General features: G+C 58.9%; 21 protein-coding genes. 15 read left to right on the top strand and 6 right to left on the bottom strand.

The window, feature by feature from the left end; genetic code table 11:
* Window positions 1–158: 158 nt before the first annotated feature.
* The 9 genes from AC50YL_RS13520 to ssuE all read left to right on the top strand — a co-directional run bounded on the left by AC50YL_RS13520 (window position 159) and on the right by ssuE (window position 11,198).
* Complete coding sequence (locus AC50YL_RS13520) at window positions 159–1,160, top strand: MBL fold metallo-hydrolase (protein WP_494832649.1); 1,002 nt, start codon at window positions 159–161, stop codon at window positions 1,158–1,160.
* Between the two features lie 36 nt (window positions 1,161–1,196).
* Window positions 1,197–2,678, top strand: coding sequence for a CapA family protein (locus AC50YL_RS13515; protein ID WP_494832647.1), 1,482 nt, complete (start codon window positions 1,197–1,199; stop codon window positions 2,676–2,678).
* A 5-nt stretch (window positions 2,679–2,683) separates the two neighbouring features.
* Window positions 2,684–3,418, top strand: a complete 735-nt coding sequence (locus tag AC50YL_RS13510; RefSeq protein ID WP_494832645.1) for a glycerophosphodiester phosphodiesterase — start codon at window positions 2,684–2,686, stop codon at window positions 3,416–3,418.
* 279 nt (window positions 3,419–3,697) lie between these two features.
* A complete protein-coding gene (locus AC50YL_RS13505) occupies window positions 3,698–4,510 on the top strand; it encodes a DUF92 domain-containing protein (protein ID WP_494832643.1) in 813 nt (270 codons plus the stop codon).
* A 381-nt stretch (window positions 4,511–4,891) separates the two neighbouring features.
* Complete coding sequence (locus AC50YL_RS13500; RefSeq protein ID WP_161744952.1) at window positions 4,892–5,599, top strand: ABC transporter ATP-binding protein; 708 nt, start codon at window positions 4,892–4,894, stop codon at window positions 5,597–5,599.
* The gene (locus AC50YL_RS13495) at window positions 5,583–6,623 is read left to right on the top strand and encodes an efflux RND transporter periplasmic adaptor subunit (protein WP_494832641.1); all 1,041 of its coding nucleotides are present in this window, start codon (window positions 5,583–5,585) and stop codon (window positions 6,621–6,623) included. The genes AC50YL_RS13500 and AC50YL_RS13495 overlap by 17 nt, the downstream gene beginning before the upstream one ends.
* 31 nt (window positions 6,624–6,654) lie before the next feature.
* A complete protein-coding gene (locus tag AC50YL_RS13490) occupies window positions 6,655–9,525 on the top strand; it encodes an ABC transporter permease (protein ID WP_494832638.1) in 2,871 nt (956 codons plus the stop codon).
* A 3-nt stretch (window positions 9,526–9,528) separates the two neighbouring features.
* On the top strand, window positions 9,529–10,407 hold the full coding sequence (locus AC50YL_RS13485; protein WP_494832636.1) for an ABC transporter ATP-binding protein: 879 nt from the start codon (window positions 9,529–9,531) through the stop codon (window positions 10,405–10,407).
* 230 nt (window positions 10,408–10,637) lie between these two features.
* Complete coding sequence (gene ssuE, locus AC50YL_RS13480; RefSeq protein WP_494832634.1) at window positions 10,638–11,198, top strand: NADPH-dependent FMN reductase; 561 nt, start codon at window positions 10,638–10,640, stop codon at window positions 11,196–11,198.
* A 169-nt stretch (window positions 11,199–11,367) separates the two neighbouring features.
* On the opposite strand, the gene pepF is transcribed toward ssuE, so the two are convergent.
* From pepF to AC50YL_RS13465, 3 genes are all read right to left on the bottom strand, one after another.
* Window positions 11,368–13,158 (bottom strand): oligoendopeptidase F, encoded by a 1,791-nt coding sequence (pepF, locus tag AC50YL_RS13475; protein WP_494832632.1) that lies wholly within the window; start codon window positions 13,156–13,158, stop codon window positions 11,368–11,370.
* A gap of 186 nt (window positions 13,159–13,344) precedes the next feature.
* Window positions 13,345–13,524: a hypothetical protein gene (locus AC50YL_RS13470; protein WP_161744853.1), complete on the bottom strand. Its 180-nt coding sequence runs from the start codon at window positions 13,522–13,524 to the stop codon at window positions 13,345–13,347.
* A gap of 98 nt (window positions 13,525–13,622) precedes the next feature.
* The gene (locus tag AC50YL_RS13465; RefSeq protein WP_161744852.1) at window positions 13,623–13,856 is read right to left on the bottom strand and encodes a hypothetical protein; all 234 of its coding nucleotides are present in this window, start codon (window positions 13,854–13,856) and stop codon (window positions 13,623–13,625) included.
* A gap of 180 nt (window positions 13,857–14,036) precedes the next feature.
* On the opposite strand from AC50YL_RS13465, the gene AC50YL_RS13460 reads away from it, so the two are divergent.
* From AC50YL_RS13460 to AC50YL_RS13435, 6 genes are all read left to right on the top strand, one after another.
* Entirely contained in the window at window positions 14,037–14,735 is a 699-nt protein-coding gene (locus AC50YL_RS13460; RefSeq protein WP_494832629.1) for a class I SAM-dependent methyltransferase, read from the top strand.
* A 76-nt stretch (window positions 14,736–14,811) separates the two neighbouring features.
* Window positions 14,812–15,009 carry a cold shock domain-containing protein gene (locus AC50YL_RS13455; protein WP_161744850.1) on the top strand — a complete coding sequence of 66 codons (198 nt, stop codon included), beginning with the start codon at window positions 14,812–14,814 and terminating at the stop codon, window positions 15,007–15,009.
* A 522-nt stretch (window positions 15,010–15,531) separates the two neighbouring features.
* Complete coding sequence (locus AC50YL_RS13450) at window positions 15,532–15,846, top strand: hypothetical protein (RefSeq protein WP_494832627.1); 315 nt, start codon at window positions 15,532–15,534, stop codon at window positions 15,844–15,846.
* Between the two features lie 32 nt (window positions 15,847–15,878).
* Window positions 15,879–16,964 carry a tetraprenyl-beta-curcumene synthase family protein gene (locus AC50YL_RS13445; RefSeq protein ID WP_494832625.1) on the top strand — a complete coding sequence of 362 codons (1,086 nt, stop codon included), beginning with the start codon at window positions 15,879–15,881 and terminating at the stop codon, window positions 16,962–16,964.
* Between the two features lie 41 nt (window positions 16,965–17,005).
* A complete protein-coding gene (pfkA, locus tag AC50YL_RS13440; protein ID WP_161744847.1) occupies window positions 17,006–17,974 on the top strand; it encodes a 6-phosphofructokinase in 969 nt (322 codons plus the stop codon).
* Between the two features lie 217 nt (window positions 17,975–18,191).
* Window positions 18,192–18,725, top strand: a complete 534-nt coding sequence (locus AC50YL_RS13435; RefSeq protein ID WP_494832622.1) for an NADPH-dependent FMN reductase — start codon at window positions 18,192–18,194, stop codon at window positions 18,723–18,725.
* Window positions 18,726–18,806: 81 nt separating this feature from the next.
* On the opposite strand, the gene AC50YL_RS13430 is transcribed toward AC50YL_RS13435, so the two are convergent.
* From AC50YL_RS13430 to AC50YL_RS13420, 3 genes are all read right to left on the bottom strand, one after another.
* Complete coding sequence (locus tag AC50YL_RS13430; RefSeq protein WP_494832620.1) at window positions 18,807–20,036, bottom strand: putative glycoside hydrolase; 1,230 nt, start codon at window positions 20,034–20,036, stop codon at window positions 18,807–18,809.
* Between the two features lie 184 nt (window positions 20,037–20,220).
* Window positions 20,221–20,415, bottom strand: a complete 195-nt coding sequence (locus tag AC50YL_RS13425; RefSeq protein ID WP_161744844.1) for a hypothetical protein — start codon at window positions 20,413–20,415, stop codon at window positions 20,221–20,223.
* Window positions 20,416–20,568: 153 nt separating this feature from the next.
* The gene (locus AC50YL_RS13420) at window positions 20,569–21,393 is read right to left on the bottom strand and encodes a YitT family protein (RefSeq protein WP_494832618.1); all 825 of its coding nucleotides are present in this window, start codon (window positions 21,391–21,393) and stop codon (window positions 20,569–20,571) included.
* Window positions 21,394–21,479 lie beyond the last annotated feature (86 nt).

The raw sequence follows: 21,479 nt of genomic DNA, 5'->3' as shown, positions 1-21,479 counted from the left end.
AGAATATCCAACCGTTTATGGAAACGGCTGGCAGCTCGATATAGTATGGATTTCCAATTCGAAAAATATGCCCCGTTCGGCATTTTGCCAGATTTGCGGGCTTGCGTTACAATTGGGTGAGTTGCGCCTTGGCGCGAATGGTATCGGGAGGGGAAAGGATGGACGGAATAGCAGGAAGGCCGGCCGCGACGGCGTGGCCCGGCGGCATCGTGCAGGTACGGGTGCCGCTGCCTTTCTCGTTAAAATGGGTGAATGCTTATTTGCTGCGGGACGAACGGGGATATACCCTGGTCGATCCGGGCTTGCATACGCACGAAGCGAAGGCGGCATGGGAAGCGGCCATGGCGGAGCATCGGCTCGCGTTCGCGGACATTCATACGATTCTATTGACGCATCAGCATCCGGACCATTACGGCCTTGCCGGATGGTTTCAGCAGCACACCGGCGCGCCGGTCTGCATGTCCGCGGAATCGCATGCGTACGCGCAGCGGTTGTGGGGACCGGACGGCGGCGCCGCTTTCGCCGCGGAGCTGGCTGCGCTCTACGCGCGGCACGGGATGCCGGCGGAAGTCGTCGCGACGTTGAGGCCGCATTTGGACAGCTTCGTCGCGAAGGTGTCGCCGCAGCCGGAGGTGCGCTACATCGAGGCGGGGCAAACCGTCCGCATGGCCGGTTTGGATTGGCAGGCCATCGACGCCCGGGGACATGCGGGCGGACAGCTGTGCTTCTATGCGGCGGAGACGAAGTGGATGATCTGCGGCGACCAGGTGCTGCCGACGATCACGCCGAATATCAGCGTCGTGCCCGGGGAGGACGACCGGCAGCTGGAGTCGTTTCTGGCCAGCTTGCGGGAGCTGTCCGGCTATGAGGTCGAGCGGGCTTTTCCGGGCCACCGGGAACCGTTCGACCGCTTCGAGCGACGGACGGCGGAACTGGCCGCGCATCATGAACGCAGGCTCGAGAGCATCGCCGCGATGCTTCGGGAAGAGCCGTGCACGGGTTATCGGCTCTGCTTGCGGTTGTTCGGCGATAGAATCGCCGGGGACGCGCATCATATGCGGTTTGCCATGTCGGAAACGCTGGCCCACGTCTATTATCTGGAGCATCGGGGTTTGATCGGCAGGCGCGAAGCGGAAGAACGAATCTCGTATTTTGTGTAAAGGGAACGATGTTCCCGGAAAAGGAGCCCGCGGATCATGGTCATGTCACGCTCTGAATCCCATCAGCGTCAAAAGAAGCAGCGCTCCAAGCGGCTGCGCAGGCTCGTCGTCATTAACGGCATTTTGCTGCTGCTCATCGGCGCCTTAGCGGTCGCGTATGCCGTGCAGCGCGGCGGCGGAGGCGACAAATTGGACGCGCCGTCGAACGGTAACGGCACGACGGCGCAAGACGGCGCCGGGGACGGCGGAGAGGATGCTCCGCCCGCGCCTGAGGGCGACGCCGGCTCCGTGCCGGATGCCCCGTCGGGGAATGATGGCGCCTCGATTGATGAAGGGCCGGATGGAGACTCGGCTGGCGGAACGAACAGCGGAACGGGCGGAGAAAATGCCGGCGGGACGGGCGGGGGAACCGCCGGGGATGCGCCCGTTAACGCGCCGGCCGATCCGCTGACCGATTCATCGCCCGGCGATACGTCGGGTGCGGATGCCGGCGCTGCAGCAGGCGGCGCTCAAGGCGGGAACGGTTCGTCGCAAGGGTCGGCCGGAAACGGCGGAATTGCCGGTCCCGGAGAAGACACGGCCGATCTTTCCTTTACCGGAGATATTCTGCTGGCGGCGTCGGTCGAGAAGCTGATGCTCAAGAACGGTTACGAATACCCTTACGCGAAGGTGCGGAATTTCCTGCAGCTGTCGGACGTGACGGCGGCGAATCTGGAGACGCCCGTCACGCTTCGCGGCACGCCGGCGCCCGACAAGCAGTACGTGTACAAATCCTCGCCGGACGCGCTGCCCGCGCTAGTGGATTCCGGCATCGACGTGGTCAATTTGGCGAACAACCACACGCTGGACCAGGGCGAAGAAGGCCTGCTGGATACGATCGATTACTTAAACAAGGCGAAGATGCCGAACATGGGGGCGGGCAAGGACGATACCGAAGCGTTCAAGCCGGTCATCAAGGAAGCGAACGGCATCCGGATCGCCTATCTCGGCCTGACCCGCGTCGTTCCCGTCGGTTCGTGGAAGGCGGGCAAGAACCATCCGGGACTGGCGGAATCGTACGATCCGACGAGGGCCGTCGCCGCGATCAAGAAGGCGAAGGAAGAGGCGGACGTCGTCGTCGTCATGGTCCATTGGGGCACCGAGCTCGCGGATAAGCCCAATGCGGATCAGACGCGGCTCGGGCACGCGTACATCGATGCCGGGGCCGATCTGGTCGTCGGCAGCCATCCGCATGTGCTGCAGGGCTTCGAGGCGTACAAAGGCAAATGGATCGCCTACAGCCTGGGCAATTTTATTTTCAGCGGCATGCCGGATAAGCGAACGGCCGATACCGGCATTCTCGACGCCGCTTGCGATGCCCGCGGGACATGCTCGCTCCTGCTGCATCCGATGCAGGCCGTTCAATCGCAGCCCGCTCCGCTCGAGGGCGCGGAGGCCGCTGCGCTGTTGAAACGGATTTCGGGCATTTCCATCCATGCGTCGATCGATTCGAACGGTCGAGTTCATATGAAGGAGTGAGTTCATTGTTAAATCCTTGCGTTGCCCACCGGGGCGCTTCCGGCCTTGCGCCGGAGAATACGATGGCGGCATTCAGGGCGGCACTCGATTTTCCGTTCGTGCAGTGGATCGAGCTGGACGTCCAGCTGTCCAAGGACGGCATTCCGGTCGTCATTCATGACGATTCGCTGAGACGAACGGCGAATACGGGGGGCCGGGTCGGCGACTATACGGCCGAGGAGCTGGGTCGGATGGACGCCGGCGGCTGGTTCGGCAAGTCTTTCAAGGGAGAAGGCATTCCGACGCTCGAGCAGGTGCTGGATGCGACGATCGGCCGCTGCCGGCTCAATATCGAACTGAAAACCTACGGCGGGCGTTATCCGGGCATGGAACGGAAGGTCGTCGAACTCCTGTACGGCAAAGGGCTGCAGCATGACTCCGTCATCACGTCCTTCGATCGGGAGGCGCTTCGCCGGGTAAGGGAGCTGACGCCGGAAGTGCGGACGGGACTTATCATCGACGCGCTGCCTTGGACGCTGACCGACGAGCTGAAGCAAATGGGCGCCACGTTCTTGTCCATCGGGTACACGCGCGTCTCCGAAAAGCTGCTTGCGGACATGAAGCGGGCGAATATCGCCGTCATGGCCTGGACGGTCAACGACACGCCGATGATCAAACGGTTGGCGGGACTCGGCGAAACGCTGATGATTTGCACGAATTACCCGAACCGCTTCCTGGAGGCGGCCCAGTCGGGGGCGTAAGCCGCGGGCGCCGATTCGCGGGAAGCAAAAAGACGCATAGCGCGGCGCGGCCGCGACTATGCGTCTCGTTCTGTTGAGATATTTTCGGAGATAGCGCGCGGATTCGATCGGGCTTCGCGTAATGCTATAGCATCGGCTCGTCCCGGTAATGCTCGCGTATGCCCGGCAGCGCGGGCAGCTGCTCGAAGAAGACGTCGAAGATGCGCGATCGAAATGCCGGCCGCGCTCAACGCCAAGATGGAAGCGCAATGAACAACTGGCAGGATGGGGGAAACGCGGATGGAATGGTGGATCAGAGCGGGAGCGGGTCTAGTGGGAAGCGTCTTGATCGCGGGAGCCGCTTACCGGTCGCGGTCGCTCTCCGGTTCGGGCGCATGGTCGGCCGCGGTCATGGGAACAGGCTACGTGGCGCTCGGCGGTCCGCTGTGGTTCGGGACGCTGCTGGCGTTCTTCCTGTCGTCGACGCTGTGGTCTAAATGGAAGAAGCGCCACGCGCGTAAGGAAGCGGCCGAGGCGAATTACGCCAAGACCGGCAGGCGCGACGCCATGCAAGTCTGGGCGAACGGCGGGCTCGGCCTGCTCTTGTGCGCCGGTCATGCCGCATGGCCGGGCAACGGTTGGATCTACGCGTTCGCCGGCGTCATGGCTGCGGTCAACGCGGATACGTGGGCGACGGAGATCGGCGCGCTCAGCCGCCGGTCTCCTCGCTCGCTGCTTACCGGCCGCCGCGTATCGGCCGGAACGAGCGGCGGCGTCACGGCGCTCGGCAGCGCCGCCGCTCTGGCCGGCGCCGCCTTTATCGGCGCGACAGCCGCGGCGCTCGCGCCGGCGGGCATCACGCTCGGCCCGCTGGTCGCCGCCGCGGCTGTCGCGGGCACGGCCGGCGCCTTCGCGGATTCCTTGCTCGGCGCAACCGTGCAGGCCATGTACCGCTGCCCCGCATGCGGCAGCGAGACGGAGCGAGCCCATCACTGCGGCGTCGCTGCCGTGCGCATCCGCGGCTTCGCCGTCATGACGAACGATGCGGTTAATTTCGCATCCTCGGCCGTTGCCGGCATGCTGGCGTGGGGCATCGGCTGCGCCTTGGCCTAGGCGGCTCCATGCCGCCTCGATTTGCCGGCAGGGCATGGAAATGCCCCCGCCGCCTTCGGCCCGGCACTCCGCCCTCCGGCGCGGCATTAGCAGCCCCGCACGCCTTCGCCCCAGCACCCCGCCGTCGGCCGCGGCATCAACCTCCCCCCGCCATTAACGCGCACTGTATCACCCGAAGCGCGTACATCTGCCAACTCTACCAATGCGCCTATTATTCCATTTCCATAATTTTACCTATGTAAAAGCATACGTATGCAGGTTGACAGGGGGGACGATAGCCTAGTATTCTAACTCTAATAGAAAAAATTTACAAATAGTTTTCTTTTTTTGAAAGCGAATTCATAGGACGGAAGCGGAAGGGAATGACCGATCGTGACGAACGTGCCGGCGGAATCGCCGAATGCGCAGCCTTTGCTGCAGGCGGTCAACGTCAAGAAGGTATTCGGACGCGGCGACAATGCTGTAACCGCTGTCAAGAATATTGACCTCAACATACGTCAAGGCTCCATGATCGCGCTGAAAGGGCGGTCCGGCTCGGGGAAGACGACGCTGCTCAATCTGCTGGCCGCGCTCGACCAACCGACGGAGGGCCGGGTTTTTTATGAAGGGCGGGTCATCTCGGAGCTGCCGGAGAAGCAGCGAAGCACGTGGCGCAGAACGAATTTGGGCCTTGTTTTTCAAGCCTTCGGCCTGATTCCGCTCATGTCGGCGTACGAGAACGTGGAATTCGGGCTGCGCATCGCCGGCAGCGATCCCGCGCTGCATAAGGAGCGCGCGGAGCAGGCGTTGGAATGGGTGGGCATGAAGGGGCGGATGAAGCACCGTCCGCCGGAGCTCTCCGGCGGGGAACAGCAGCGCGTCGCGATCGCGCGGGCGATCGCTCACCGGCCGGCGCTGCTGCTTGCGGACGAGCCCACCGCCGAGCTGGACAGCCGCATGGGGCTGCAGGTGATCAAAGTATTTCGCGATCTCGTCGAAGACCTCGGCATGACGATCGTCATGACGACGCATGATCCCGGCATTATGGAAATTGTCGATCACGTTATAGCACTGGAGGATGGAGAGATTGTCGTTGAACCCAACGTCTAGACGCCGCCCCAAGCGGTTTGCGAAACAAGCTGCCGTCGTCATGGTCGCCGCAGCCCTGCTGTCCGGCTGTTCCCTGCTGCCGGCGAAGGAAACGACGCTGCAGCCGCCGCTGATCAAGCCCGCCGCCGAGAAGGTGGATGCCGTCGAGGTGAAGAAAGGGACGATCGAGCGCTATTTCTCCGGCACGGCCGTCGTCGCGTCCAGCCATGCGGTGCCGCTGTATTACAAGGAGAGCGGCCGCCTCAAGGAGCTTCACGTCTCGCAGGGCGACGAGGTCAAAGCAGGACAGCTCATCGCCGAGCTCGACAGGGGCGACCTGGACCTGCGCGTGCAGCTGGAGAAGCTGAATTTGGAGCGCGCCCAAATCGTGCTGAACGGCGCCAAGAAGGACGGCGTCACGGGAACCGATCTCCGCATGAAGGAAATCGACGTGGAACGCGAGCAGATCACGCTCGATTCCATGATGCAGCAACTCGAATCCGCCAAGCTCGTCGCGCCGATTAACGGCGTCATTTCCTATGCGGATACGAAATCGGCCGGGGACGGCATCAACGGCTACACGCCGCTCGTCGTAATCGCGGATCCGACGCAGACGCGTCTCGTGTACGCGGCCGAGGACGTTAAGCAGATATCGGGCATCGAGCGCGAAATGCCGGTCGAGGTGACCATTGACGGGAAGAAGACGGCGGGCAAGGTGCTGCAGGGACCGCTGGATGCGCCGCTCACCGGGAACAAAGACATCGACGACCGCAATACGAAGCTGCTCTACGTCGGCGTCACGGACCCGTCCGTCAAGCTGGAGCTGGGCAAATCGACCGATATCCGCATCGGGCTCGAGAAGAAGAACGACGTCATCGTCATTCCGCGAAGCGGCCTGCGCACGTACCTCGGACGCACGTACGTCCAAGTGGCCGACGGCGACCGCCGCAAGGAAATCGACGTGGAACCGGGCCTCATGACGCAGACGGACGTCGAGATCGTAAAGGGATTAGATGCGGGCATGAAAGTCATTTTGAACAACTAATTCCGGCGGATCGGTGAGAAGAGGTGAAACGATGGCATTATGGACGATGATTTTTCGGAAAATGGCGAAAAACCGCTGGCTTCAGCTTAATTTATGGTTCGGCCTTACGCTATGCGTCGCGCTGTTCAGCTCCATGCCGCTGTATTCGCACGCGATATTGCAGCGCACGCTGTTCAAGGAGCTGCAGCAGCTGCAAAAAGATCAAAATATTTATCCGGGCTTGATTCGCGCCACGACGTCCGTATCGGGCGGACGCGCCTTCGAAACGACGCATTCGCTCATTCAGAAGGCGGACAGTTATATGGCGGGAGCGCCGAAGCGCATGGACCTCGGCGTGCAGTCCTACATCGTCACGCGGAGCACGCAATCGTTCCGGATCCTGCCGGCGGACGCGTCGGACAAAGAGAAGAAGGATATGACGGTGTCCGGAAGCTTCCGTACCGTATCGGATCTCGACAAACACGTGAAAGTGATCGACGGGCGCCTTCCGGATCCGAATCGCGGCGACGGGGTATACGAAGCGGTCGTCACGCAGAAGTTCATCATTGATTTGAAGCGCGATCTCGGCAGCGAATTGGTGTATACGAACAAGGACACGGGCAATACGATCCGCATCGTGCCGGTCGGCATCGTGGAGTCGAATTCCGCCAACGCGTACGATCAATTCAGCGTCGAATCGAACAATTCGTCCTTCTATATTCCGTTCGAGCAATTCAATCACGACTTCGTGGACAATCAGGGTCCGCTTAATCTCTCGCTGCTGACCTGGCAGTATTCGTTCGACTACAGCCAGATGAACATCGACCGCATCGATACGTATTTATCGCAATTCAACGCCATGAACAATTATTTCAACACGCGCATCGGCATCGGCAACGCGGACATGCCGGCCAAGACGCCGATCGCGACCTATTCGGAGAAGAAAGTAAAGCTGGACCTGATGCTGTGGTCGCTGTATTCGCCGGTCATGTTCATGCTCGCTTTCTACCTGTACATGGCGGCCAATCTGATCATCGACCGGCAGAAGACGGAGATCTCGGTGCTGCGCAGCCGCGGTGCCAGCCGGCTTCAAATCATGACCGTGTTTCTGATCGAGAGCGTTATTCTCGGTGCGCTGGCGCTTGCCGCCGGACCGTTCGTCGGCGTGTATTTCACGAAATTATTGGGCGCTTCCAGCGGGTTCCTGGAGTTCGTGCAGCGCGCCTCGCTTGACGTCGTCCTGAACAGCACCTCATACAAAATCGCGGCCGCCGCGATCGTCGGCTCCATCGTGCTCATCCTCATCCCGGCCCTGCTCGCGACGCGGGTAACGATCGTCGGGCATAAGCAGCGGATGGCGCGCCTGACCAAATTATCGTTCTGGCACTTGATCTGCGCGGATTTCATTCTGCTTGCGGTATCGCTGTACGGGCTTTACACGCTCAAGTCGCAGCTGAACGGCTTGAAGGCGCTCGCCCTGGATCCGACCTCGATCCGGGTGGATCCGCTCATCTTCTTCATGCCGCCGCTCTTCTCGCTTGGCGCGGGGCTGCTCGTCCTGCGCGTCTATCCGTGGTTCATCAAGCTGGTATTCTGGATCGGCCGCAAATGGTGGACGCCGGCGCTGTATTCCACCCTGCTGCAGATCAGCCGTTCCTCTTCCCAGTATTTGACCATCAAGGTCTTTCTGATCATGACCGTCGCCACCGGACTGTTCAGCGCGAACGCGGCGAGGACGATCAACGGGAACATGGAGGACCGGATCCAATACATGACCGGCTCCGATATCCAGCTCTCCGTTCACTGGGACAACGACAAGCCGCCTCCGCCGCCTCCGGGCGCGCCGGGTCCGCAAGAGTCGGATCCGGCCGCCGCGGCGCCGAAGGTCGTCACCTATACCGAACCGTCGTTCATCACGATGACCGAGTTGGACGGCGTCGATTCGGCCGCGCGCGTCTTCCGCAAGGACAACGCAAGCTTCTCCGCGGGCTCGCAGAACGGGGCAACGACCTTGTACGGGATCGATCCGTACGATTTCGGCAAAGTGACCTGGATGCGCGGCGGCTTGCTGCAGTATCCGCTGAACAGTTATTTGAACCTGATCTCGTCCAACCCGAAGGCGGTGCTCGTCTCGCGCTCGATGGCGAAGCAGTACGGCGTCAAGGCCGGCGACACGATAGCCGCGAAATGGGAAGGACTCGACAGCGCCGATTTCCTCGTCTACGGCATCATCGATTATTGGCCGGGCTGGAGCCCGCTTCCGGTGTCGGGCGACAAGGACGATCCCGACGTCCGGCTGCCGAACCTCATCGTCGGCCAGCTGCCGTACATCCAGAATCATCTGGCGCTCGAACCGTACGAGGTATGGGTCAAGCTGAAGGCCGGTGCGGGCAGCAAGGTCGTATACGATGACCTGATCAAGAAGGATATTCCGATCGAGAACCTCGTCGATGCCAACCAGCTGTTGATCCGTTCCAAGAACGATCCGTTCCGGCTCGCGATCAACGGCGTCATGACGCTGGGCTTCGTCATTTCGATGCTGATCAGCTTTTTCGGCTTCCTGCTGTTCTGGGTGCTCACGCTGTCGGGCAGAACGCTGCAATTCGGCATCCTCCGGGCAATGGGCATCTCCTTCAGGCAAATAATCGGCATGCTCCTAAGCGAGCAGGTGCTCACCTCGGCGGCCGCTATCCTGTTCGGGGTCGTCATCGGCAATACCGTCAGCAGCCTGTTCGTGCCGTTATTCCAGTTGTCGTTCAGCGCGACGGATCAGGTGCCGCCGTTTGAGATCGTCCGGCAGCTGAGCGATTACGTGCAGCTTTACGGCGTCGTCGGCTTCATGCTGTTGACCGGGCTGGCCGTGCTCGGCATTCGGGTCTCGCGGATGAAGATCACGCAGGCGCTGAAGCTAGGGGAGGAATAGACGATGATCCATTGCGACGGACTCGTGAAAATTTACAAGACCGACGACCTGGAGGTCGTTGCGCTGCAGGGCTTGGACCTGCACGTGGAGGACGGCGAGCTGATGGCCATCATCGGCAACAGCGGCAGCGGCAAATCGACCCTGCTGAATATGCTCGGCGGGCTTGACCGTCCCTCCGCGGGCAAGCTGATCGTGGATGACAAGGATCTGCTGAAGTTTACGGAGCGCGACCTGGTCAACTATAAACGCGAAACCGTAGGATTCGTCTGGCAGAGCAACGCGCGCAACCTGATTCCGTATTTGACGGCGCTGGAAAACGTGGAGCTTCCGCTGCTGCTGAAAGGCCGCGGCAAGCGGCTCCGGGCGCTGGAGCTGCTGGATGCGGTCGGACTCACCCACCGCATGAAGAACCGGCTCAGCGAGCTCTCCGGCGGCGAGCAGCAGCGCGTGGCGATCGCCATCGCGCTGGCGAACGAGCCGAAGCTGCTGCTGGCGGACGAACCGACCGGGTCGCTGGATACGCGGATGTCCAATCAGATCCTCGACCTGTTCCGCGAGCTTAACCGCAGGATCGGCATCACGATCGTCATCGTCACCCATGATCCGCTGCTCGCGAGGAAGGTCGACCGCGTCGTGGCGATTCGCGACGGCAAGACTTCTTCGGAGATCATCCGGCGCCAGTCGTACGCGGAGGAGCTCGCCGCGCTCGAGAGCGGCGCGGTCATCGAGGAGGAGAGTCACGTGGAATATGCCGTCATCGATAAAGCGGGGCGCATGCAGATTCCTTCCTCCTACCTGCAGGCGGACGAGTTCAAGGAGAAGAACAAAGTGCGCGTGGAGAAGGAAGAAGGACGGATTATCATTTATCCGCCTGAAGCCTGACCGGAAACGCAAACGATCGTGCGGCTATCCGGCCCGCTAAGCAAACAAAACACAAACATGCCGCTTTCCTGCTAAGGAAGGCGGTTTTATATTGGCAGGCAATACCTACTTGACAGCGGCTGCATATGCGAGAGAGAAAACGAACGCAATCGATTTAATTCATAGTTTACGGGTAGGAATTATGGTTGTATAATGAATTCAATATTCATTTCACGAGGAGGAAGCCTGTCATGCCGAAAGCGATTATTATATCCGGAAGCCCGAATCCGGTTTCCCGTTTGAACGGGATCCTGCAGTACGCGGAAGAGAAGCTGGCATCGCTCGGCTGGGACGTCGTTTCCCTGCATGTGGCGTCGCTGCCCGCGGAAGACTTGATCGGCGCCCGCTTCGACAGCCCCGCGATCGCCGAAGCAAGCCGGCTCGTGGCGGAAGCCGACGCCGTCATCATCGCAAGCCCCGTCTATAAAGCTTCGTACACGGGCGTGTTGAAAACCTTCCTCGACCTGCTGCCGCAGAAAGGGCTCTTCGGCAAAATCGTCCTGCCGTTGTTCATCGGCGGCACGCTCGCGCATTTGCTCGCGCTTGATTTCTCGCTGAAGCCGTTGCTGTCCGCGCTTTACGCCAAGCACGTGGAGCCGGGCGTCTACGCGGTGGACTCGCAGATTCTGAAGACCGACGACGGCGGTTACGCGCTCGACGAGGAGCTGGCGCAGCGCTTGAACGCCGCGGTTGCTTCGTTCGTGGAGACGACGCTGCTGCTCAAGCAGCCCGCGGGTACGTTGAACATTTGACGCCGCGCGCGGACCGGACGGCTGCAGCCGTTTCGTCCTGCAGTTTGTACGCGGAGCGAATTTGCAACCGTATCGGCTAGATGGACGCAAGCAACCGAATAGCCGCATAACAAAAAGCAGCGGGTACCCCGGAGTCCGGGACCCGCTGCTTTGGCGTTGTCGGAGAAGCTTATTTCGTCAGCTGCTCCATTTGCTCGATCAGGCTTTCGAAGACGCTCATGGCCTCTTCGATCGGCGCAGGCGAGGACATGTCGACGCCTGCTTTTTTGAGAATGTTGATGGAGTAATCGCTGCCGCCGCTCTTCAGGAAGCCGAGGTAGCGTTCCACCGCCGGCGCGCCCTCCTCGAGGATTTGCTTGGAGAAGCTGGTCGCGGCGGAGAAGCCCGTCGCGTACTTGAAGACATAGAAGCTGGTATAGAAATGCGGGATGCGCGCCCATTCCATCTCGATCTCTTTATCGATGACCATTCCATCGCCGTAATACAGCTTGTTGAGGTCGTAGTAGATTTTGCTGAAATCCTGCGGCGTCAAGGACTCGCCTTCCTCGGCGCGCTCGTGGATGAGCTTCTCGAATTCCGCGAACATCGTCTGGCGGAACACCGTCGTGCGGAATTGATCGGCGTAGTAAGTGAGCAGGTACATTTTCTCCTTGGGATCGGTCGACTTCTTCAGCATGTAATCCATCAGCAGCGCTTCGTTCAGCGTCGAGGCGACTTCCGCCAGGAAGATCGTATACTGCGCGTCGCGGTAATCCTGATTGCCGTCGGAGTAGTAGGAATGCAGCGCATGGCCCATCTCGTGCGTGAGCGTGAACATGCTGTTCAGGTTGTCCTTATGGTTCAGCAGCACGTACGGATGCGTGCCGTAAGCGCCCCAGCTGTAAGCGCCGCTGCGTTTGCCTTCGTTCTCGTGGACGTCGATCCAGCTCTTGTCGAAGCCGTCCTGCAGTACGTTGAGGTAGTCCTCTCCGAGCGGCTTGAGGCTCGCCTTGACCGTTTCCTTCGCCTGCTCGTACGTGATGTCCATCTTGAATTCGTCCACCAGCGGGGCGAACAGGTCGTACATATGCAGCTCGTCGACCTTCAGCAGTTTCTTGCGCAGCTCCATGTAACGGTGCATGAGCGGGAGATGCTTGTGGATCGTGCCGATGAGGTTCGTGTAGACCTCTTTCGGGATGTTATCGCCGTAGAGCGACATCTCGAGCGTGGACGGATACTTGCGCGCGCGTGAATAGAAAATGTTCTTCGTCACGTTCGCGCTCAGCGTGGAGGCGATCGTGTTCTTCAGCTTGCCGTACGTCTCGTACATCGCCTTGAACGCGCCTTCGCGAACTTCGCGGTTTTTGCTTTCGAGAAACTGTATGTAACGGCCTTGGGTCAGCTCGACTTCTTCGCCGTTCTCGTCCTTCACTTTCGGGAATTTGAGATCGGCATTGTTCAACATGCTGAATATCGTGCCCGGCGCTTGGCTGACGTTGCCGACCTGCGCAAGCAGCGCTTCTTCCGACTTGGAGAGCACATGCGCTTTCTGGCGGCGCATCTCTTCCAGCGTTTGGCGGTATTTGGCGAGGTCCGGATTCTCGATCATCGCGTTCAAGGCATCGTCGGAGAGACCGAGCACTTCCGGCGTAATGAAGGAGAGCGCTTCGCCCGTCTCGACGCTCAGCTTCTTGGATTTCTCCGAGAGCGCCTGGAACGCCGGCTCGGCCGTATCCTCGTGATGCTTCATGTTGGCGAATACGTAGAGACGCTCGACTTTAAGCGACAGGTCGTCCTCGAGCTGGAAGCAGGCCTTCAACTGACCCGGATCGGACAGCTTGCCTTGATAGGCCTCGACGCTTTTCATTTGTTCTTTCGCCTGCGCGTATTCCTTGTCCCATGCGGATTGATCCGCGAATAAGTCCTCGAGCTTCCAACGGTGTTCGGGTGCGGTCTCGGAACGTTTCGGTACGTGGTTCATAGGAACCCTCCTCGCCTCGGTTTTGGATGGTGCTGCGGTTAATGCGGCATGGGAGGCTTGCGGAAGCAAGCGGTCCGCGCTGCCTTGGAGCAGAGAGAACGATAAAACGATCGGCAGCCATTTCATGCCGGAGGTCACGCTCCTTTGACAGAATGTGCCTCTTAGTGTGACCCGGCTGCCGGTTCGTTATGACCCCATGGTCGCCAAACTGTAAACGACCAGGAAAAACGCAAAGGCGATAAACACGATTGCCGCGATGGCCAGACCTCTGCGCAGGTTCGGGGGAATGTTGTTTCGCTGCATAAGAATGACGCCGCCCAGCGAAAAAGCCGCGATGATGAAAATAATCGTAGATGTCTTATCCACGTGACTTGAGCTCCCCTCCGCACAACCTATGCATGCTTACATACGGTTATGTTCGCTAAACCGGCCCCGTTTTCCTTCTTCTGGACGGACCGTGCCGGTCATACGCCGCGGAAGCCTTCCATGATGGCCGCGCGTTCCTCTTCCTTGCCCGCGAAATCCTCCGCGCGGAAACGGTTCTCCGCCCAATGCAGCATTTCCGGCCGGCTGACGAAGGTATGGCATTCCTCGCCCCATTGATCGGAGATTTCCCGCACGATCAGCGTCTTGCCCTGCACCTCCACGGTAAGCATGTTGTATTTATCGGTTTTATAAATTTGGACTTTCTTAAACATAAGACCATCCCTTCGCAATAAAGCGTGTGTATCCTCCAATGATAGCCAAAATGCGGGGTAGAAATCAACTCGGCGCCATGCTAAAATATGGAAACCGGACGGGCGGATGGCAATTCCGCTGCCGGTTGCAAGCGAGCCGAGCCAGGATTGCGAGTCGAGAAGAGACGAGGAGAGATGAGCATGAGTCAACGTTACGAGCAGCTCGGAGTGGCGGTTACCTGCCGCAGCTTCGAGGAGTATGTGCGGATGTTCGATTTGGAGGAAAGCCAGCTGGGCGGGCGCATTCTGGATATCGCGGGCGGGGCGTCCTCCTTTACCGCGGACGCGGTAGCGCGCGGGTTGGACGCCTGCGCCGTGGATCCCAGGTACGCCTTGAAAGCCGAGGCACTGATCCGGGAAGCCGTCGAAGAGATCGAAGTCTCGACGGCCAAGCTGGATAAGCTGCGCGATAAGTTCGATTTCAGCTATTACGGCAGCTTGGAGCGTCATCGCGCGAACCGCGAAGCTTCGCTGCAGCGGTTTGCCGGCCATTTCGGGGACCCGGCGAAGCGGGGGACGCGCTATACGGCCGGAAGTCTGCCGCGGCTGCCTTTCGAGGACGGTCGGTTCGATACCGTGCTGTGCAGCCACTTTCTGTTTTTGTACGAGGAGCAATTCGATTACGGCTTTCACCGCGACGCCGTGCTGGAGATGATGCGCGTCTGCAAGACGGGCGGCACGCTGCGAATCTATCCCGTCATGTCGCTTGGCTGGAGGCCGTACGCCCGCATGGAGGAGCTGCTCGATGCGATTCGCGGCCAGGGCGGAGCGCCTGGATTTTATGCATCCAAGCTGCCGTTTATACCCGGATCAGAGCTTGGCCTTTTTGTCAACCTTTAATTGCAAATCCCGCCCTCTAGGTATATAATGGAGGAAGCCGCCGGTCAACGGCGCTCATTTTTAGGAGGTTGTTACATTGAAAGGAACAGTAAAATGGTTTAACGCAGAGAAAGGCTACGGCTTCATTCAAGTTGAGAACGGAGAAGACGTGTTCGTTCACTACTCCGCGATTCAAGGCGATGGCTTCAAGTCTTTGGACGAAGGTCAATCCGTCGAATTCGATATCACCCAAGGCAACCGCGGACCTCAAGCCGCTAACGTTATCAAATTGTAAGATCGGTGCTTCCAAGGGGAAGCTTCTTATAATGGAGTAATGGAATAGATAGCAAGACGAACGAATTACCCGACATCCGCTGTCGGGTTTTTTATTGTGGCGGGCGGTCAGGCGGGAGCCGCTTCGCGATAAAGAGGCTCGTTCGATAAGCCAGGCGTTGGCGACGAGATTTCGTTGGCGAGCGAGAACCGCAAGGCAATTTGAGAGGCGGAACCTTTTATCGAGAAAGCAGAAGGGGAAATACGAGACGACCAGCGCCTGGTTCGTTAAAGCCGCATACATAGAATTACGCAGCATCAGTACTTCGCGGCCGATGGCGGCGCGCGTCTAAGGCGGCCGTCTGCCGAGTGACGGAGCGCCCCGGCGTCGGCGAGGAGTCCATGTCGACTTTCACTCCGAATTTGCGGCCTGATCGTATACGCGGCTTGAATTACGAAGCCCGGTACAGCATAGGGGGAACAAGTTTTCGCGCTGGATTTACATTCTATGAAATGGTACATTAGTGGATGGAGGTTTTGAGACGTGAACCATTACTTCATATGGGATGATCGGCTTGGAATCTCGCTGCCGGCGCTTCATCTAGCGTGGGATCGGTACAGCGAAGCGGAACGGACGTACATCGTCACGAAGTGGGAAGACATCCGCGGGACGATACCGGATCGGGTGCTCGCTTTCGAACGCATCATTAACGTGAAGCAGGAGGAGCTCTTCGAGGAGGAAAACTTCGAACGTTCCTGCGGCATTAATTCCGACATTGCGGAGTTGGCCAGCCGGATCAACGATCTGCATATCTGGTACCGCATTAACCAAGAGATCGAGAATAAGCGCCATTCATGAGCACGGAGTGGAATAAAGGAGGGCGCCGAAGGATGAAAACGTCAGCTAAGACCCGCCAAGTGCCCAAAACACCCGTTACCCTCATGTATAGGGTATACAAATATGTGTTGCCGGAGGTCCGCGCGGAGCTGGCTCGGCTTCGAGTCATCGCCGAGCGTATCCCGGACGATGAATTGCGCGTGCAGGCGCTTGCAAGCATGACAAGCAAGCAGTTCCACTGCGAAGGGGGAGGCATATACGCCGCCGCCAATTTGAACAGCAGGCATATCCTCGTTCCCCTGATCGTCTGCCTGCAGACGATCAGCGATTATCTGGATAACCTGTGCGACAGGAGCACGTCGCTGGACGCCGGCGATTTCCGCCTGCTCCATCAATCCATGCTCGATGCCGTGGATCCCGAAGCGCCGCTGCAGGACTATTACGCGCTTAGGGCGGAGCGGGACGACGGCGGGTACCTGCATGAGCTCGTTCGTACCTGCCAGGCCTGCGTCAGCATGCTGCCTTCGTACAAGTCCGTCCAATCGCTCGTGTCCGAGCTCGTCGGCTTGTATGGCGATCTGCAGGTGTACAAGCATATTGCCAAGGACAAGCGCGAGCCGGCGCTGCTGCAATGGTGGGAGAAGCATCGGCATGCCGTGCCGCATCTGCAGTGGAACGAGTTCGCGGCCGCAACCGGTTCGACCTTGGGGATGTTCATGCTGTTTCTCGCCGCGTCGGACGAGGACTGCACGCCGGAAGATGCGCTCCGCATCCGCAGCGCTTATTTTCCGCATGTTTGCGGACTGCACATCATGCTTGATTACTTGATTGATCAGGAAGAAGATCGAATCGGCGGCGATTTGAACTTCTGCAATTATTATACGAATCAAAGCCAGCTGATCGAACGGATCGGCGCCATCGTCGAAGGGGCCCGCAAGGACGTCGGCAGATTACCCGTTCCGAGATTCCATCGCATGGTGATCGAAGGGTTGATCGCGCTTTATTTGTCCGATCCGAAAGTGAGCGGACAAGAAGACGTTCGGCTCGTGTCCAAGCGGCTGATGCGCAGAAGTCCGTTAACGCGGTTGTTTTTCTGGGGGAACAGCGTCATGATCCGCAAACGACAATCTTCGAACTGAATCAATAGCATGCTTAGATAAAAAATAGAGGAGTGAGTGGAATGTCAGCAGTAAAATCGATTGCCGTCCTAACGAGTGGTGGAGATTCGCAAGGCATGAACGCCGCGGTCCGCGCCGTCGTCCGCAGCGCGTTGTACCACGGACTGGAAGTGTACGGCGTCCAGCGCGGCTACCAAGGGCTGCTTAACGACGACCTGCGCCAAATGGACCTTCGCAGCGTCGGCGACATCATCCAGCGCGGAGGCACCATCCTGCAAACGGCGCGCTGCAAAGAGTTTCTGACGCCGGAAGGCCAACAGAAAGGCGCGGAAGTGCTGCGCGAGCGCGGCATCGACGGCCTGGTCGTCATCGGCGGCGACGGCTCTTACCAAGGCGCGAACAAGCTCTCCAAGCTCGGCATCAAAACGATGGGACTGCCGGGCACGATCGATAACGACATTCCATTCACCGATTATACGATCGGTTTCGATACGGCCGTGAGCATCGTAGTAGACGCGATCAATAAGCTGCGCGACACGATGACGTCGCACGAGCGCTCGTCCGTCGTCGAGGTAATGGGCCGCCACTGCGGCGATATCGCGCTGTATGCGGGACTAGCCAGCGGCGCGGAGACGATCATCGTGCCTGAAGTGCCGTTCGATCTCGACACGGTCGCGAACCGGATGAAAGAAAACTTCGCGTCCGGCAAACGCCACAGCATCATCGTCGTCGCCGAAGGCGCAAGCACGGGCGAGGAAATCGGCCATGGCATCATGACGCGCTGCGGCATGGAGCCGCGGGTAACCGTGCTCGGCCATATTCAACGCGGCGGTTCCCCGACGCATAAGGACCGGGTGTTGGCGAGCCAGCTCGGAGATTTCGCGGTTCGCAAGCTGATGGAGGGCGATTCCGGCAAAGCGTGCGGCATCATCAACGGCGAGCTGGTCGTGACGGATATCGATAAAGTCGTCAACACGAAGAAGCCGTTCAACATGGAACTGTACAACCTGGCGCTTCGGTTGTCGCAATAATTCGGGCAAGCAAGCCTTAGAGCAGCGTGAGCGGAAGCGAGTTCCGAAGCGGCTGCCCGAGGCTTTTTTTATGCGAATTTTAGCCTTGGCGGTGCTTTCCGCATCGGTTGGAATAGGCGAATTCATTATTAGATCGCTTTTTGGGATCTTTCTATTGACCAAGCAGACTTTACATACTATTATGTATGTAAATATTGGAATTGTGGAGGGATTATCGATGCGCATTGCCATTCTTGTCGGGGCTACCCGGCGCGATTCTACGACGGCCTTGATCTCGGCCTATATCGCGAAATTAATGGAGGACGAAGGGCATGAGGCGACGTTGTTCGACCTGCGCGCGAAGCCGCTTCCGTTCTACGACGATGATGACGAAGAGATCCATCCGCATACCTCGGAGCTGATGGATGCGGTGCTGCATGCCGACGCCGTCGTGCTGAGCACGCCGGAATACCATGGCAGCTTGACAGGGGTGCTGAAGAACGCGCTGGATTATTTGGGCGGCGATCAATTCGGCGGTAAAGCGGTGCTGTCCGTCAGCTCGGCAGGCGGCGCGGTCGGGTTAAGCTCCCTGCAGCAGCTGCAGACGATCGTCCGCAACGTGCACGGCATCAATTCGCCGGAATGGATCTCGATCGGCGGCGCTCAGCGCCAATTTCTGTCGGACGGCACGCCGGAATCGCTGGACGTCCAGAAACGGGTTCGCCGGACGGTGGCGTATTTCCTGCAGCTGGCCGCCAAGCTCCGGGGATAACGAACGGGATATCGAATAAAACGCTCTGCTCGGTTGAGGTCGGAAGTTCATTCCGTCTCGGCCCGCAGAGCGTTTTGCGTTCTAAAATTTCGCGTCCGCCGTATAACGGTTGCCGGCGTTCCAGAGTAAATACTCGTCGACGCCCGATTCGTGCAGCGCTTTGATCTGCGCGTCGACCTGAGGCTTGCCGTAGGGGACATAATGCCCCTTGCCAAGCCAGCTTGCCGTGAAATCCTGAATCCATGGCCGGATGACGGGTTTGTAGGAACCGATTGGATCCAGCTTTTTATGCGTATCCCTCATGGCGCCTTTGATCGTCGCGTATGGATTCGTGTCCGGATCCTTCACGCCGAACCAGCCGGTACCGTAATGGCTCGGATAGATCATCGGCGAGATGACGTCCACGTTCTTGGAGATTTTCACGAAATCCTGACCGATGCCTTCCGCGGCGGGCACGGAAGCGGCATAACCGAAGATGTCGACGGAAACCCGGACGCCGAGCGGTTCGAGCTGCGCTTTCGCGTACTTCACGAACGCCGCGATCGTATCGACGCGCGAATCCTTCGTTTTGTCGAATACCAGGGAAGCGGCTTTATTCTCGAAGCCTTCGGGGAAACGAACGTAATCGAACTGGATTTCTTTGAAGCCCATTTTGGCCGCTTCTTTGGCTACGGCGATGTTATAATCCCATACTTCCTTCCGATAGGCGTTCACGAAGCTGTCGCCGTTGCCGTTGGACCAGATCGAGCCGTCCTTGCGCTTGAACGACAGCTCTGGATGGCTTTTGGCCAGCACCGTGTCTTTGAACACGACGATTCGCCCGATGGGGTAAACGTTATGCTTATCGAGCTTCGCCATCAAGGCCGGCAGGTCGCGGATGAACTTCTGCGGTTTCCCGTATTGCAGGAGCTCGGGGTTCGTCGAAGGGAATGTGATGTAGCCGTTGTCGTCCTTGACGTCGATGACCATGCTGTTCAACTCCGTATCGTCGAGCAGCTTCAGCAGCGAGTCCAGTCGAGCGCCGCCCGCGCTGTACGCGGTAACGTAGATGCCTTTGACTTTCGGCGCGTCAGGCTGCGGATCGTGCTTGACGATCGCGACGCCGGTGCCCGAACCGGGCTTGGCGTCCGCGGGAGCATCCGGCGTCATGCCGCCGGGTATAACAGGCGAACCGGGCTGCAGGCTAGCAGCAGGAGCGGTCAGGAGCGTCGCCAGCAGCTGATGCGTCGAGGCCGTTTCCGTTCCGGTCGCCGAAGATGAGCCCGTCAGTACATGAAACAATAATAATAAGGCCGAAACGATCGCGTCCATGGAACACTCTCCCCGCATGCAAAGTCACTTCGATTATAATGCAGCCGGCTAAGGAGGCACAGAGGTATTTCGTATGATTTCGGCCCTGGACGAACTTGATTACCGGCTCCCTCGCCCGTAAGCCTTATTAAACAAAAAAAGAACGAGAACAACAGGCTGTTCTCGTTCCGCGTTATCTAAAGGTCTATTGCAGAAGCACTTCTTTTTGATGCTCGCAAATGCTGTGCTGCACGATTTCCATCGCGTCTTCCGGTTCCAGCCATGCCAGTCCGTCCCGCAGCACGATATTCAAATTCAACTCCCGCTCCGTGAGGAAAGGCACTAATTCGGGTGCTAACTTCTCCACAATCTGTACGAGTCTGACCGTTTCCATATCCATGAAGCATCACCCTTTCATCGTAATGGAGGGTAAAACGTATGGCACGAAACTTTGTTGTACGGGATAGCTATATTATAACAGCCGAACTTTGAAAAACCTAGTGTCGCTTGCAAAAATCCATGTTTGCCTCCGCCTGTTTCCGGGGTAATTCCCTTATAGGGCCGGTTTGCGGAAGTCCCCCAGCACCCCGACCGTTTCGACGATGTTGACGAAGGCTTTAGGGTCGGTGGCCGCGATGATTTTGCGCAGCTCGCCCAGCTCGTAGCGCGTCGTCACCGTCATCAGCATGTCGTTCTCCGTATTCGAGTAGCCTCCCCGGGTTCGAATAACCGTGACCCCGCGGTAGAGCGGTATCAGCGCCTCGCGCATCGCTTCGGTTTTCGAGGTGACGATGAAAGCCGTCATTTTGTTATGGTTGATGTGAATCAGGTCGATGATTTTGCCGGACGTGAAGATGGAAAGCAGGGAGAAGAGGGCGACGTCCCAGTCTTTCGTGAGCAGCCCGAGCGCCCCGATGACGGATCCGTTCAGCACGAAGATCAGCATGCCGATCGAGATGTCCCGCTTGCGGGTCACGATGGCGGCGATAATGTCGAAGCCGCCGGACGAGGAGCCTGCACGGAGCGCGAGACCGCTGCCGAAGCCGACGACGACGCCTCCGAAGACGGCGCCGAGCATCAAGTCGCCGACCAGCGGCTTGACCGGAACGAGCTGCATGAACAACGTCGTCGCGGCCACGGCGACCAGGCTCCACCCGACGAAACGCAACCCGAGCACGCGCCATCCCCAGAGCAGAATCGGGACGTTCAGAATAAAATACAGCCAGCCGATATTGAGTCCGGTCGCGTAACCCGCGATCATCGTGATGCCGGAGACGCCGCCGCTGATCATTTTATGGGGGATGAGCAGCTGGTTGAAGCCGAAAGCGATCAGCAGCGCGCTGATCAATGTCGTAGCCGCGGTTCTGGACGTTCGCATGCAAAGGCCACCTCGATTGTTCGTAGCTGGGAATGATGTTTAGTATGTGTAAATAGTCCTTGCTGGTATTCTGAAACGCAGTTGTG

Source organism: Paenibacillus sp. J22P277 (genome assembly GCF_059383675.1).
This window is presented reverse-complemented; position numbering and strand designations above follow the sequence as displayed.